Origin of the sequence: Variovorax jilinensis, assembly GCF_030316885.1 — a bacterium.
Classification (GTDB): Bacteria; Pseudomonadota; Gammaproteobacteria; order Burkholderiales; family Burkholderiaceae_C; genus Variovorax; species Variovorax jilinensis.
In genome coordinates this window covers 1-13,451 of sequence record NZ_JASZYQ010000008.1, presented here as the reverse complement: position 1 = coordinate 13,451, position 13,451 = coordinate 1, and the positions used below count along the sequence as shown (strand labels likewise).

14 protein-coding genes are annotated in these 13,451 nt (G+C 64.3%); 4 read left to right on the top strand and 10 right to left on the bottom strand.

The genetic code is table 11. From position 1 onward, the window contains the following. Nucleotides 1-9 precede the first annotated feature (9 nt). Genes QTH87_RS22455 through QTH87_RS22420 form a run of 8 tightly spaced genes read right to left on the bottom strand, consistent with a single transcriptional unit; the run spans nt 10 to nt 6,920 of the window. Entirely contained in the window at nt 10-957 is a 948-nt protein-coding gene (locus QTH87_RS22455; RefSeq protein ID WP_286612292.1) for an AEC family transporter, read from the bottom strand. Further along, nucleotides 954-1,844 carry a triphosphoribosyl-dephospho-CoA synthase MdcB gene (mdcB, locus tag QTH87_RS22450; RefSeq protein ID WP_286612291.1) on the bottom strand — a complete coding sequence of 297 codons (891 nt, stop codon included), beginning with the start codon at nt 1,842-1,844 and terminating at the stop codon, nt 954-956. The genes QTH87_RS22455 and mdcB overlap by 4 nt, the downstream gene beginning before the upstream one ends. Beyond that, nucleotides 1,841-2,515 (bottom strand): malonate decarboxylase holo-[acyl-carrier-protein] synthase, encoded by a 675-nt coding sequence (gene mdcG, locus QTH87_RS22445; protein ID WP_286612290.1) that lies wholly within the window; start codon nt 2,513-2,515, stop codon nt 1,841-1,843. Before mdcG ends, mdcB begins: the two co-directional genes overlap by 4 nt. Beyond that, nucleotides 2,490-3,212 (bottom strand): biotin-independent malonate decarboxylase subunit gamma, encoded by a 723-nt coding sequence (gene mdcE, locus QTH87_RS22440; protein ID WP_286612289.1) that lies wholly within the window; start codon nt 3,210-3,212, stop codon nt 2,490-2,492. Before mdcE ends, mdcG begins: the two co-directional genes overlap by 26 nt. Beyond that, nucleotides 3,199-4,134, bottom strand: coding sequence for a biotin-independent malonate decarboxylase subunit beta (locus QTH87_RS22435; protein WP_286612288.1), 936 nt, complete (start codon nt 4,132-4,134; stop codon nt 3,199-3,201). Before QTH87_RS22435 ends, mdcE begins: the two co-directional genes overlap by 14 nt. After that, complete coding sequence (gene mdcC, locus QTH87_RS22430) at nt 4,131-4,448, bottom strand: malonate decarboxylase acyl carrier protein (RefSeq protein WP_286612287.1); 318 nt, start codon at nt 4,446-4,448, stop codon at nt 4,131-4,133. Before mdcC ends, QTH87_RS22435 begins: the two co-directional genes overlap by 4 nt. Before the next feature lie 13 nt (nt 4,449-4,461). After that, on the bottom strand, nt 4,462-6,108 hold the full coding sequence (gene mdcA, locus QTH87_RS22425; RefSeq protein WP_286612286.1) for a malonate decarboxylase subunit alpha: 1,647 nt from the start codon (nt 6,106-6,108) through the stop codon (nt 4,462-4,464). 35 nt (nt 6,109-6,143) lie between these two features. Continuing rightward, a complete protein-coding gene (locus tag QTH87_RS22420; RefSeq protein WP_286612285.1) occupies nt 6,144-6,920 on the bottom strand; it encodes an alpha/beta hydrolase in 777 nt (258 codons plus the stop codon). A 1,127-nt stretch (nt 6,921-8,047) separates the two neighbouring features. Between QTH87_RS22420 and QTH87_RS22415 the strand changes: the two genes are divergently transcribed. Next, nucleotides 8,048-8,371, top strand: a complete 324-nt coding sequence (locus QTH87_RS22415) for a cell envelope biogenesis protein TolA (protein WP_286612284.1) — start codon at nt 8,048-8,050, stop codon at nt 8,369-8,371. Nucleotides 8,372-8,434: 63 nt separating this feature from the next. Here QTH87_RS22415 and QTH87_RS22410 read toward each other — a convergent pair whose 3' ends face one another. Next, nucleotides 8,435-9,478 carry a phospholipase D-like domain-containing protein gene (locus tag QTH87_RS22410; protein WP_286612283.1) on the bottom strand — a complete coding sequence of 348 codons (1,044 nt, stop codon included), beginning with the start codon at nt 9,476-9,478 and terminating at the stop codon, nt 8,435-8,437. Nucleotides 9,479-9,839: 361 nt separating this feature from the next. On the opposite strand from QTH87_RS22410, the gene QTH87_RS22405 reads away from it, so the two are divergent. The 3 genes from QTH87_RS22405 to QTH87_RS22395 are packed head-to-tail and all read left to right on the top strand — an operon-like array spanning nt 9,840 to nt 12,792. Beyond that, nucleotides 9,840-10,652 carry an acetoacetate decarboxylase family protein gene (locus tag QTH87_RS22405; protein WP_286612282.1) on the top strand — a complete coding sequence of 271 codons (813 nt, stop codon included), beginning with the start codon at nt 9,840-9,842 and terminating at the stop codon, nt 10,650-10,652. Nucleotides 10,653-10,682: 30 nt separating this feature from the next. After that, complete coding sequence (poxB, locus tag QTH87_RS22400) at nt 10,683-12,404, top strand: ubiquinone-dependent pyruvate dehydrogenase (protein WP_286612281.1); 1,722 nt, start codon at nt 10,683-10,685, stop codon at nt 12,402-12,404. Nucleotides 12,405-12,423: 19 nt separating this feature from the next. Then, nucleotides 12,424-12,792 carry a tautomerase family protein gene (locus QTH87_RS22395; protein ID WP_286612280.1) on the top strand — a complete coding sequence of 123 codons (369 nt, stop codon included), beginning with the start codon at nt 12,424-12,426 and terminating at the stop codon, nt 12,790-12,792. A 187-nt stretch (nt 12,793-12,979) separates the two neighbouring features. Here the strand turns inward: QTH87_RS22395 and QTH87_RS22390 are convergent. Then, on the bottom strand, nt 12,980-13,451 hold a 472-nt coding region (locus QTH87_RS22390; protein WP_286612279.1), incomplete at its 5' end, for a molybdopterin dinucleotide binding domain-containing protein.

Below are 13,451 nucleotides of genomic sequence, written 5' to 3'. Positions count from 1 at the left end.
GGTGCCGACTCACCGTGGAAAGAGCACAGCGATGGCGATCGCCATGGTTATGATGCTGAACACGGTACTGGCGATGACCATGGAGCCGGTGATGGCCGAATCGAGGCGATAGTTCACGGCGAAGAGAATGCCAAAGAAGCCGGACGGAACGGCGGACAGGAGAATCGCCACCTTCGCCATCTCCGATGGAACAGGCAAGATGAAGACTACTGCCGCGGTCGCCAGCGGGCGAATGATGTCCGCCATCCCTGTCGCAGCGACGATCTTCCAGTTCAGTCTGAAGGACTGCGCCGACAGGATCAGTCCCGTGAGGAACAGCGCGACGCCGGCGGACGCGTGTGCAATCAGCGCAAGGCTGGCCTCGACGACAGGACCTAGCTCCAGGCCGCACAGCGACATCACGATGCCCAGGATCGGCGCGAGAACGACCGGCTTTGTCAGCGCGCGACGCAAGGCCCTGAGCGTGCGCGCCGAAGGGGTCTCGCCGCTGCTGCTTTGGCCCTTGTCCAGCTCCAGCACGATCAAGGCAATAGGGCTCACCAGGATCGAACCAGCCGCCAACGCAACCGCCAGCTGAACCATTCCGGGCGGACCCATGACTGCCGAAACAATGGGAAGCCCGACACCCGCCAGGTTCGGGAACGCGATCGTCAAGGCTTCGATCGAGGCGTCCGCCCTGCTCGCCTTGGAAAGGATGCGCTGGATCGCATAGGTTGCGAAGTACATCAAGAGCATGACCCCGCCCAGAATGGCGAAGAGCGGCGCCTGCGCTGACATCTCGCTTCGGGAAGCAGAAGCGGTCGCCACGAACAACGATGCCGGCAAGGCGAAGTCCATGACAAGGGCATTGAATCCACCGACCTGGTGGTTGTCAACGACATGCAACCTCCCCGCTGCGAACCCGAGCGCCATCACAAAGAACACGGGCGCAAGCGCCAGCAGGATCGCGTTGCTCATGCTGGTAACTCCCCCTCGTGGTCATCAATGAAGAGCGTCATGGCCAGGAGATCGGCGGAACCGCCCGGACTGAGATGGCGGGCGACGAAACGCTGGTGAATCTCCCGGGCCCGATCACGCCACCCGAGAGATCGGACGCCGCCCTGATCCAGGAAGGCGCGCGCGCAGCGACGTGCAAACCGCAGCCCTACTGGCCCCCCGCGGTGAAGCAGATTGGTATCTTCGAGCGCCGCGATGAGCTCGAAGCAGACCTCGACGCGCGCCGCTTCCGCGTCCTCGGGTGCCTCCCGGAGACGTCTTCTCAAGACGGGCAGACCCAGTTGGTACACGGTGGGGAATCCCAGGGCGGCCTCGACGCGCGCGCCGCCGGCACCATAGCGGTGGCGCATCGAAGTCCCATGACTGTGAAGAAGAACCGGTCCCGAGAGAATGGCCGGGCCCCAAAGCCGGGTGACTACCGCTCCCAGGGTGCTTGAACCGTCGACGTGGCCGCTGCCCCTCGCGCCTGCGGCGGCGCACAGCAGACCGAGCCCGAAGATCGCCCCGCGGTGGGTATTGATACCCGAAGTCGCCCGGAGCATGGCGGCCTCCGCTTCCAACCCGATGACCCGCAGCCACCCCATGGCACCACCACGCGCGCCTGCATCGACCAGGGCTTCGAAATAGGGCGAGATCGCCAGCGCGCTGCGTCGGAAGGTCTCGGCGTCCATGTCGTCGTGGCTGCCCGAATCCATGTGGCTGACAAGACCCGGCTTCGGCCACGTCGCGACCTCCAGCAGCAGACAGCGCACCGCACTCGCCGCAATCGCCTCGGCCGCAAAGACCGGTGCGGGCGTCGCTGTAGCCGGAGGCACCGGCGCGAGCCTCCTGGTGGCATCGGGTCTCATGACAGTTCGCTCCCCGCCAAGAACTCGCGCGGCGCAATCAGTCTCACGCCCGCCATCGACTTCACCAGCACTTCGTCGCTGCCGCGACCGAACTCGCGCCAGTTCACGCCGGCGCCGTCTTCGCGAATCAGTTCACCATCCAGGCGCATGGGCGCCCCCGCTTCGATCTCCGAGAGCACTGCGGTCAGGCGATTCAGGTCCGTGTCCCGCGAGACCGGCATCAGAAAGTCGAGGTCGGATCTTCCGGTCAGGTACTCCAATCCTGTCAGGGCACCCCACGCCAGGCTGCCGAATACGCGCGCATGCACGCCATGGCGAGATCCGAGATCGCACAGTCGCTTCAGGGTCACCCGCCAGGGGTCGGGTGCCACGCGAGCCGCCCAGCTCAGCCTCGGTGCCGCACGCGTGGCGAGGATGTCCGCGGCTGAAATGACGAACGAGCGGCGGCGCTTCGCGGACGTTGGTGGCAGCGGCATGCCCACCGCGACGCCGTCGACGCCGAGAACCTTGCGCGTGCCGACCAGCGGCCAGCCCTGAGCGATCCAGCGATCGACTTCGGGATCGCCCAAGCCTTCGCGCGCTGCGAACTGTGCCGGCCATGCCGAACGGCGGACGTACACCAGATCGTGTCGCCTGATGCGACGATCAGGCGCTATTGACGGCGAGGCCATGAACGCGTTCCGCGATGTCTGCCGCCTTCAATCGGCCGCCGCGCTCCTTACCGAGCACATCCCTGCGATCGTCGGCGTCCGGCAGGTGCTGCAACAGTGCATCCAGTTGGTCGACGAGCGGTGCCGACTGAGTCCAGACGGCATGCACCGCACCCATCCTGACCAGGTTGTCCAAACCGGGTGCGAACACGGGCGTCGACTTCGCCTTCTCTTGCAGGACCTCTAGCGGCAGTTTGGTGACCTTCGCCATCGAAGGGAGATCCATGACGACCGGGTCGGCGCCCGGCAAGCCGACCAGCACGCGCGTTGCCATCGCGGTGGCAAGAAAGGCCCCTGCCGCGGTGTGTCCGTACAGGATGCCGATCGTCGGCCGGCCGTGAAGGTCGGCATGAATCAGAACCTTGGCCAGGTGCGCGAGAAACTCGTTCAATCCGAGGAGTTCGTCCCTCTTGCTCATCCGTTGGCTATCGCTGTCGACGATGACCAGGATCGGGCCACTTCCGTCTTCCATGCCCTTCAAAACCACGTCCGACAGGCGGACGGCCTCCTCTACGCCCACCGGGGTTCGATCTGCGATGCCGACGACGAGCGCGCGAACGCCTGACCTGAGGGGACCTGTGCCTGACACGATGCCCTTGGCATCCGACACTTCATGGCCATCCGGAAAGAGGGATGCAAGAATTTCAGCAAGCGTCATGGCGGATCCTCCCGGCTTCACCCGCCAGCGCGATGAACTGCTCGCCTTGCATCGAAGGGATCGCCGCTGGGTCATCGATGCCCTGCGCCCTCCACAGGTCGATGGCGTCCGGGGCGTCTCCAAATTGGTCCAATCGATCTTGAAGCCGGGTCTGCTCCGCACGCAGCGTGGCGAGCCCAAACGCATGGACGGACGCCAGGAGATCGATCGCCGCGGCGCGGAAATCGCGCACGGTGTCGTCGCAGAAAGCGTCGGCTCCGCCGATCAAGCGACGGTGCTTGCCGCCCATGGTGCGCCAAACCATCGCACGGTCCCGGGAGTCAAACTCCTCAACGCCGCGGTTCGTCTCGATGACCTCCGGCCCGGAGACCGAGATGCGTCCTTGTTCGGAGATAGCCAATGCCGAACAGCAGCCAGCGATCAATCCTCCTCCGCCGTAGCATCCAGCACGCCCCCCGATCAGCCCCACCACCTTCACGCCGGCCACGCGCGCCTCCATCACCGCTCGCATGATCTCCGCGATGGCGAGTTCTCCTGCGTTGGCTTCCTGCAGCCGCACGCCGCCGGTGTCGAAAAGGATCAGCAAGGGAATCGACCGCAAGTCACGGGCCGCCCGGATCAGGCCGGTCAACTTTGCGCCGTGGATTTCGCCGAACGCTCCGCCCATGAACCGGCCCTCTTGCGCAGCGACAAAGACAGGCGAGCCGGCGAGACATCCGCGGCCGATCACGATGCCGTCATCGAACTGCTCTGGCAGGTCGAAGATCTTCAGATGGGGGCTCACCTCTCTCACCTCGGGCCCCAGGAACTCGACGAAACTGCCCGCGTCTAGCAGCAGGCGCACTCGCGCCCGCGCCGAGACCTCATACCAGCTCGTGCTCTCGCGGCGCGACGCATCGATTCGAACTGGGTTGTCATTCATGGTTCACTCCTCTCGATCAATCGGGCGGCCTGCGCCAGACGCAGCAGCACCGTGTCCGGTCGTGCGCCACCATCGTTGATGGAGAAGCGCAACCCGCCGGTGGCGTACCGGTCCACAAAATCGGCCACCACCGCAGCCCAGACTTCCCCGAAGCCTTTCGCGGCCGTCTGGATCTGGAGCTCGCATTCCAGATCAGGCAGCAGGCGCTCCACCATCACCTCAAGGTTGCCGGAGGCAACGACGCCGACAATGGCCATGCGATTGGAGCCAGGGGCGCGCTCGCGAGCCTCGTGACGGAAGCTCAGGTTCTCCATTTCGTATCTCCCTTCACCAGTTGCGGAACTTCGAGGGTGGTGCGTACAGGCCGCCCGACCACCTAACAAGGTCCTTGATGGAGCGCGCAGCAAGCATGCTGCGATCGGCATCCATCGGATCGATTCCCAGGTCTTCGGGGCGCCGGATGACGCCCCGCTCCCGCAAGCGTTGAACCGCCTTCGAATCCCGGGCGCGGCCGACGTCGGTGTATCCCGCGATACCCCGGATGGCCTGTTCGCGCTCATCGGGGCTTCGGCACAGCAACAGGTTGGCAATGCCTTCCTCCGTGATGATGTGCGTGACGTCATCGCCGTAGATCATCACCGGTGCAAGCTCCAGTCGCAGCCTCTCCGCCAGCGCCAAGGCATCGAGCCTCTCGACGAACAGGGGCACGTTCTTCTCGCCGAACGTTTCCCCGATCTGGACCACCAGCTTGCGGCCCCGACGCAGCGGCGCGGGGCCGTCCGGATCGGCTTCCCGGCCTGCCTGGATCCAGGGATCGCTCGGATGTCGCCTTCCGCGTGCGTCGGCGCCCATGTTGGGCGCCCCGCCGAAGCCGGCGATGCGGGACGTCGTGACAGTCGAAGAGTTTCCTTGCAGATCGATCTGCAATGTGGACCCGATGAACATGTCACAGGCGTAGTGGCCCGCGACCTGGCTGAAGGCCCGATTGGATCGCAATGAGCCATCCTGCCCGGTGAAATAGACATCAGGCCGGGCACGGATGTAGTCTTCCATCCCGACCTCGGACCCGAACGAGTGGATCTGCCTGACCCAGCCGGACTCGATGGCCGGGATCAAGGCAGGATGGGGATTCAACGCAAAGTGCGAGGCGATCTTTCCCTTCAGTCCGAGCTTCTCGCCATAGGTCGGCAGCAGGAGTTCGATAGCCGCCGTGCTGAACCCGATCCCATGATTTAGGCGCTGGACGCCGTAGGGCGCGTACACGCCCTTGAGCGCCAGCATGGCAGTCAGTATTTGCGTCTCCGTGATGTCGGCGGGGTCCCGCGTGAACAGTGGCTCGACAAAGAACGGCTTGTCCGATCTCACGACGTAGTGGACCCGATCGGCAGGAATATCCACACGCGGCACCGTTTCCACGACCTCGTTGACCTGCGCAATGACGACGCCATCTTTGAAGGCCGTCGCTTCCACGATTGTGGGGGTGTCCTCGGTGTTCGGACCGGTGTACAGATTACCTTCGCGGTCTGCGCTCACTGCCACGATCAGAGCGACGTTCGGCGTGAGATCGATGAAGTACCGCGCAAACAGTTCCAGGTAGGTGTGAACCGCACCGAGCTGGATCTTGCCGCCGAACAGCATGGTCGCGATGCGTGCCGCCTGAGGACCCGAATACGCGTAGTCGAGTCTCTTGGCAATGCCGCGCTCGAACACATCGAGGTGCTCCGGGAGCACCACGCCCGACTGCACCATGTGCAGGTCGTTCACCTTACCGACATCGACTGCCAGCAGCGCCGCGCTGAGCAAATCCGCCTGCTTCTGATTGTCACCTTCTAAGCACACCCGATCGCCGGGCCGAAGGACGGCTTCCAACAGCCGCGTGGCGTCGCGCGCGGCGACCATCTTCCCATTGGCAAGGCTTGCCCCTGCTTCCAATCGGGCGTTGCGCGCCTCCCGCCCCTGCTGCCAATTTGTCATCGCCGCTTCTCCGTTTGATCGCTTCAGACGGCTGGCTACTGACGTGGCACTTTCCGCGCGGCCTCGGCGATGATCTGGGCGACCTCCTTCGGGTGCGACTCGTACACCGAGTGGCTGGCGCCCTTGATCTCGGTGGTCTGGCTCTTCGCCCGGCTGTAGTACCAGCGCTCGAGATCGGGATTGATGATCTGGTCGTTCCCGGCAACGATGCCCCAGCTCGGCTTCGTCTTCCAGGCAGCGGCAGTGAGCGGGGTACTGAACACGCTGGCAGCGGCCAGCACCTGAGAGCGCGCAGCGAACTCGGCACGCTCACGAGGCAGGTCCGGGGCGAAGAGCTTCGGGAACATCGACGGATTCAGGTAGGTGTAGCCGTCGGGCGTCTTCATGATTGCGCCTTCGGTCTTCGCAAGCACGCTGGGCGTCTTCCTTCCAAGCGCTCCTTCGTCCTCACCTACATCCGGCGCATGCGCGGCCACATAGACGAGCCCGACCACCTTCGGATGCACACCCGCCTCGGTAATGATCGAGCCCCCATAGCTGTGCCCGACCAGGAGTGTCGGCCCGTCCTGCAGATCCAGGACGCGCTTGGCGGCAGCAACGTCGTCCTGGAACGACGTCTCCGGCTCCTGCACCATCGTGACATTGAAGCCATCCTTGATGAGGTATTCCGCCACCGGCTTCCAGCCGGACGCATCGACCCACGCACCGTGGACCAGGACAACGTTCTTGACAGCCTGTGCGGACGCTGGCACGGCCGTGAGGAAGAGACTTGCGGCCGCCGCGATCGTCAGGAAGGACTTGAAGAAGTTCATTTGCATTGCTCCGTGCTGGCTGGTGTTGCCGGGTTGTTCAACCAATCACCGGAAGGCGATCGGCCTCGTTCATGGCATGCAGGTCATCGAACTTTCACTTTGCAGCGCCGACTGCTCGGCGCTCTTCGACGTCGCGGGGGCAGTCCCTTGGAGAATCCGAACTGCAAGCGCTGCGCGGCTTGATCGAAGGAATCGGACTCCCCGGAGACGGCGATCGACCTGAATTCCACGGGGGCCAGTTTTCTCTCATCCTTCCTGCCTGGCGAGTTCAGCGGTGCAAATCGTTGTAAACCGACTCAATCACGCTCGCACATCGCACACCGCGCGTCGCAGTCCGGCGGCGACAACTCGATGTGCATGCGAGACATCCGTCTCGCGCGCCTGAGGGCTCTTGCGAAAGCGCTGCACCCGACCGAGATCGGCATGACAAGCGCAGCGATCGACGGCAGGCCTGCTCCCCAGCCCCATCGTTGCAGCCGTAATGAGTGATCAAACGCTTTGGAAGCAAGCGGCCTCGACAGTTGTGCGGTCGGGGACTCGAGGCCCCTTCACGAGACTGTCGCCGTCATGCGTCGTCTGCGGGCGGTCGTTCCGGCGGAGGTCATCCATCGTATGAACCTGTGCACCTCCACCGTCCACCGATACGGCGAAGCTGCCCGTCCGAGGCGCCAACCTTCCGCGTGCCTCGGCGTTGCGACCAGCCCCTGGCCCTGTGGCACACCGACAGGGCGTGCGGCCCCTCGTTGCCGCGCATTCCCATGGCATGGGCTGCGCTTCGTCGATGGCCAGTCTTCTGGCCTCATCCCGACGCCAATGGCGTGCGGGCCGGGGCCCTCCCGCAGCGAGGTGTGTTCCGCCCACGACGCGTAACGCGAGCAAGCCGATCTACATCAGGCGGGCACCTCCGACGTGGGCCTGCCCTGGCCGCTCGCTCAGCTCGAGGCCGATCCGTCCATGGCGCGATTCGCTTCGACCCCAGAAGAGGCGGGCTGAAAATTGCATGTGCAACCTGAGGACGCGCTTCCGACATCGACTGGTGAGACTGCGCACTCAACATCGACATCGATGCGCCAGATGGCCATCGCAATCGAACCACTCGTGAACACCTAACCGATATGAGGTTCCCAATGATCAAGTCTTCCAGCGTCGCGCTGCTCGCTCTCGCGTCTGTTCTCGCCCATGCGCAGCCCAGCGGCGATGCATCCTCCAACCGGTCGCCGATTCTCAACAGCAAGCCTCAACTGCGCGCAGAGCAGGAGAAGGATGCGCGCCCTTCTGGCAAGGTGAAAGCGATCGGTGGCGACGAACTCAAGTCGCCAGAGGACGACAGCATCGGCAGCGACAAGAGCGCGGCGGCCGGCCAGCAGCGCGTGACGACACGGGAGGCGCGCCATCCCGATCGTCGCCCTCCTGCGCAAGCTGGAACGCCGGACCTGCCCGGCGCCAAATGAGGGGGTGGACAGCCCTGGTAACCTGCCTGCCGAGATGCGGCTTCCCGCATTCGGCCGCGGGGCTCAGACCCCGTCGTCCGAATCGTCGGCATCCACCAGCGCATCTCCCGGTGCATCCGGGCGAAGAATGAATGCCGAGTCCCGTAAATCCATCCGGACCGAAGAAGACCAATCCGACCTCGCCGTCGCGGCAAGCCTTGCCACGGTTGCGGCATCGGTGGTCTCGATCGCCAGTTCGCGGCGGTGATCAAAGCTTCCAGGCGAGAAGTTGATCGATCCGACCAGTGCGGACCGGTGATCGGCGACCATCATCTTGGCATGAAGCCTCATATGTCTTGCCGCATGGACCTTGGCCCCCACATCCCGAAGGATGCGAAGCCCCCCGAGACTCTCGGCGAGCTTTGCAGGCTTGAGCCGATGCAGCGGGTTGGCCAGGACGTGAACTTTGACCCCGCGCAGGGCTGCGCGCGCGAGTCGTTCGATAATGACGGAGTCTTGGTAGCGTTCATTCTGGACCCAGAGAGAGCGGCGCGCTGCGTCAATGAACGCCGACACACGCGCCCGGCCGTTGTCGGGACACCAGATCAGCGAGGAACCCGCGCGAGGCGCGAAAAGTCTCCGCTCCCAGTCCGCGTCAAAGCCCGCGATCATCTCCCCAAGCTCGAGCGCGTCCTCTGTCACCACCGCATAGTCGCGTGCCGGATGGATGCCTGATTCACGCCAGTTCATCGACTGCACAAATCCAATCCGGTCATCCAGGACGAGCGACTTCTCATGCGTGAGCTCGAACCGCGGATGCCCCGCGCGCACCTCGACGCCCGCCGCGCTCAGCATATGCGCGGCGGATGCGTTCTGGCTGGAACCATCACGGCGCTGATTGTTGAGCATGACGCGGACATGCAGGCCTCGCGCCTTTGCCCTGACCAACGCAGCGAGTAGCTCCTTGTTCTCGAAGACGAACATCCGCACGTTGATCGACCGGTGGGCCGTCTCGATCGACTCGAGCACTGGTCTTAGCGTGTCGTCTGGGAGGACGATGAGCCAGTGCTTTGCGTGCAGATGGCTGGCTGCAGGCTGGACCGGCATTCCCGCGGGTCTTGCGTTCATTAATTCTCCTTTTGAGCGCTTCGTCGGACTCGGGGGTCGACCGATTGGCGTTGCACCGGGTGCTGCGAGTCCGGGTTTCGACATTCCACATTGCCGAGTCTCCGTCTCCGGCGGATGTCAGCACGATCGATGCAGATTGCAGCTGAAACCGGTGGTGCGGCACGCAGCGGCCACGCCTTCGGATGGGCGAACCTTTTATGCGGCCACGGCGTCAGCGGGATTTCAAGTGCAACGGGGAACGCGCTTGCTGAAACGTCGATGAAATCAGGCACACAGAGACTCGGGCCTCCACTTCGGAACTTCGAGCTGCCCTAGGCATTTGACTGACCGACATCCATGCAAACCACCACTGGAGAACCGCATGCTCTTAGGCTATTCACTTCCGCGAACCCCTCTTGGACTCGCCGCGATCACACCCTCGCCCCCTTGGCACTACTCCAGCGACATCGTGGGCGTCGAGTACTGGACGGACCCCTCCATGACCGCATCGCTGCTGCCGCCGGGTCTGACGCCAGATCCTGAGATGAATGGTCACGCCGCGCTGCTCTTTCTCGACTGGCAGTTCACTGCGCAGAACGACGAGTTTCTCGATCCATCGCGTTTCCAATACCGGGAAGCCTTCGTGCTCATCGACGCCATGTGGCGGGATACGCGGGTCTCGTTCTGCCCCTTCATCTACGTGGACAACGATGCTGCGCTGGCACGCGGCTGGGCGCAAGGGTTTCCCAAGCGACTCGGCAGCATCTTCCAGACCCGCAGCTTTGCTGCCCCGAGTCTGGCGGCCGCTCCTGTTGCGCGCGGGAGCCGCTTCGCCGGCAGCCTGTCCACCCACGGCGTGCGCCTGGCGGAGGCGACCGTCACGCTGCAGCAGCCCGAGCCCGACATCGGGAAGATCTTCAACCGGCCGACGGTCAACCTGCGTTACTTCCCTCGTCTCGAAGCCAAAGAGCAGCACCGTCCGGCGGTCAACGAGCTCGTGCTCTCACTGACCGACGACCTGAAGATCGTCGACCTCTGGACAGGAGACGGCGAGGTCCGGCTGCCGCCCGTCGCTGGCGAAGAGCTCCACATGCTTGCGCCTGTGCGAATGGGTCAGGGCTTCCGCTGCTCGATGTCCTACTCCGTGACCGACCTGAAGACGCTCGAGCGCTTCGATGCGCCGAGCGCCTTCTGACCGCCCTTCCAACCCTTCGGAGAGCAGCTCATGTTCAAGACGGCAGCCGGCTACATGGCCAAGGCCTTGCAACACGCGGGCGTCCAGCGCGTTTACGGCGTCGTGGGCGATTCGCTCAACGGCTTCACCGACGCGCTGCGGCGCCTGCAATCAATCGAATGGGTCCATGTGCGCCATGAAGAGTGCGCCGCTTTTGCCGCCGGCGCTGAAGCCCACCTCACCGGGGAACTGGCTGTGTGCGCGGGCAGTTGCGGACCCGGCAACCTGCACCTGATCAACGGGCTGTTCGACTGCCAGCGCAGCGGTGTCCCGGTGCTCGCCATCGCCGCGCACATCCCGAGCACGGAGATCGGCATTGATTTCTTCCAGGCCACCCATCCCGAGAGCCTCTTTAAGGACTGCAGCCACTACGTGGAACTGGTCTCCCGGGCCGACCAACTTCCCCAGGTGCTGCATCGCGCGATGCGTGTCGCGGTGGCCCGACGCGGAGTCGCCGTGATTGTGATTCCTGGCGACGTCGCCTTGCAGCGGCTAGAGGCCAAGGTTCCTCGTTGGCTCCTACCGGCGCGGCCCGTACTGCAACCCGCCGAGAGCGAAATCCTGACGCTCGCCACCATGCTCAACGAGGGCGAACGCGTGACCCTGATGTGCGGCGCGGGTTGCGCAGGCGCGCATGCCGAGATCGTGGCGCTCGCGGAGCGGCTGAAGGCGCCCATCGTCCATGCCCTCCGAGGCAAGGAGTTCGTCGAGTACGACAACCCCTACGACGTCGGAATGACGGGGCTAGTCGGATTCTCGTCCGGCTACGAAGCCATGAAGCAATGCGACACGCTGCTTCTGCTGGGCACGGATTTTCCTTACAGGCCGTTCTATCCCGAGAAAGCGCGGATCGCGCAGATCGACGTGCGTGCGGAGGCACTCGGCAACCGCTGCCCACTCGACCTGGGATTGCTGGGGAATGTCAAGGAATCGATTGCCGCGCTGCTTCCCGCGCTGGTCGAGAAGAACGATCGAACGCATCTGGACATTGCGCTGGCCCTCTACCGTCGTGCGCGCGAGGGCTTCGACGCACTGGCTGAAAGCAGTCCTGCCAGCGAGCTCATCCATCCACAGTACGTTACTCGTCTGGTCAGCGAATTGGCCGAAGAGGATGCCATCCTCACATGTGATGTGGGCACGCCGATTATCTGGGCAGCGCGCTACCTCCAGATGAACGGCAAGCGCCGACTCGTGGGCTCATTCAATCACGGGTCGATGGCCAACGCATTGCTGCAGGCCATCGGCGCCCAATCGGCGTTCCCGGACAGGCAGGTGATCTCGCTTTCGGGCGATGGCGGCTTCACCATGATGATGGGCGAGTTCGTAACGCTCATCCAGGAGGGGCTGGACGTCAAGGTCATCGTTCTGAACAACGGAACGCTTGGCTTTGTGGAGATGGAGATGAAGGCCAACGGCTTCCTCGACGCGGGCTGCGATCTCGAGAACCCGAACTTCGCCGCGATGGCGGCGGCGATGGGGGTCAAGGGCATCCGGGTCGAATGCCCCCAGCAGCTGAAAGCGGCCTTGTCCGAGGCGTTCGCGCACAAGGGCCCGGTGCTCGTGGATGTCGTCAGTGCCCGGCAGGAGCTCGCGATGCCCCCGAAGACAACCCTGGACGAAGCCCAGCACTTTGGAATGTTTCTGATGAAGGCCGTTCTGGACGGACGCGGATCCGAACTCATTGATCTGGCCAAGACCAACGTTGTGCGCTGAATCCTGCAAGGAGAATTCCGTGCCCCTCTACACCATCGCCACCCAAGCAGGATCGCTGCCGAGCAGCGCAAAGGAAGCGCTCGCTGCCCGCATCACCGAGCTCCATGTCACCATGGCGAAGCTGCCTGCCAGCTGGGTCCACATCCTGTTCGAGGACTACCCGACTGGAAATGGCTTCAGCGCAGGCAAACCCGCCGCCATGGTGGCATTGACCCTGACCATCCGCACGGGCCGCTCGACCGAGTACAAGCGGGCCCTGCTCGCTGCGCTCTGGGGCCTGCTTCAAACCGCCACCGGCGCGGCCGACGACCAGATCGTCATCGGCATCCAGGAGGTTGCGCCCAGCCAGGCCATGGAGATGGGGTCGGTGATGCCTGACGTGTCTTGAGACAGTGCGGCACTCCACCTTCGCCACTGTCCGATGGGTTGGGCGTTGCGGCTCGGAGGCGGCGCTGCCCACACGTTTCGGGTCGCCACAACCAAACCGCCCAGGGCGCGGGCTTCACGCGCCGGCCGGACTTCATCGCTTCACATGTCTCACGCGCGACGCATTCCACGTAAGCGCGCACGCATTTTCATGGACTCGGTGGTCCCGAGGCCGATTGCGCGGCCCGCACCCGCACCGGCACCGACTTGTAGGAGGGTGTTCCGCTTTGTGGGTCGCGATGCGACATGGCCACGAGCACGTTGGCCTCGGGGTAGTAGGCTCCCGCCGAGCCCCTCGGGATGTCGTACGCCACCGCCGTCAGGTTCCTGAGCACCGCCCCCGGCACCGCTGCCTCGCCGTCGAAGGGCACTGCCTCCAGGTCGACGCGATCACCGGCGGCGAGGCCCTGCGCAGCCAAGTCATCGGCATGCAGGAAGACCACGTCCCGGCGACCGAAGACGCCGCGGTAACGGTCGTCGAAGCCGTAGATCGTCGTGTTGTACTGGTCGTGGCTGCGCAGCGTGGTCAGCGTGAGCACCTCGGGGTCTGCGGCCCGCGGGTCCTCGGCGATGCCGGGCATGACGATGAACTGCGCCTTGCCCGAGGGCGTGCGCCAGATG

What these genes read in the sequence shown, in the direction of transcription:
- mdcE (WP_286612289.1), bottom strand. Translation starts at nt 3,212, where the DNA reads ATGACGCTTGCTGAAATTCTTGCATCCCTCTTTCCGGATGGCCATGAA.
- QTH87_RS22420 (WP_286612285.1), bottom strand. Translation starts at nt 6,920, where the DNA reads ATGAACTTCTTCAAGTCCTTCCTGACGATCGCGGCGGCCGCAAGTCTC.
- QTH87_RS22415 (WP_286612284.1), top strand. Translation starts at nt 8,048, where the DNA reads ATGATCAAGTCTTCCAGCGTCGCGCTGCTCGCTCTCGCGTCTGTTCTC.
- mdcA (WP_286612286.1), bottom strand. Translation starts at nt 6,108, where the DNA reads ATGACAAATTGGCAGCAGGGGCGGGAGGCGCGCAACGCCCGATTGGAA.
- QTH87_RS22455 (WP_286612292.1), bottom strand. Translation starts at nt 957, where the DNA reads ATGAGCAACGCGATCCTGCTGGCGCTTGCGCCCGTGTTCTTTGTGATG.
- mdcC (WP_286612287.1), bottom strand. Translation starts at nt 4,448, where the DNA reads ATGGAGAACCTGAGCTTCCGTCACGAGGCTCGCGAGCGCGCCCCTGGC.
- QTH87_RS22435 (WP_286612288.1), bottom strand. Translation starts at nt 4,134, where the DNA reads ATGAATGACAACCCAGTTCGAATCGATGCGTCGCGCCGCGAGAGCACG.
- poxB (WP_286612281.1), top strand. Translation starts at nt 10,683, where the DNA reads ATGTTCAAGACGGCAGCCGGCTACATGGCCAAGGCCTTGCAACACGCG.
- QTH87_RS22405 (WP_286612282.1), top strand. Translation starts at nt 9,840, where the DNA reads ATGCTCTTAGGCTATTCACTTCCGCGAACCCCTCTTGGACTCGCCGCG.
- mdcG (WP_286612290.1), bottom strand. Translation starts at nt 2,515, where the DNA reads ATGGCCTCGCCGTCAATAGCGCCTGATCGTCGCATCAGGCGACACGAT.
- QTH87_RS22410 (WP_286612283.1), bottom strand. Translation starts at nt 9,478, where the DNA reads ATGAACGCAAGACCCGCGGGAATGCCGGTCCAGCCTGCAGCCAGCCAT.
- mdcB (WP_286612291.1), bottom strand. Translation starts at nt 1,844, where the DNA reads ATGAGACCCGATGCCACCAGGAGGCTCGCGCCGGTGCCTCCGGCTACA.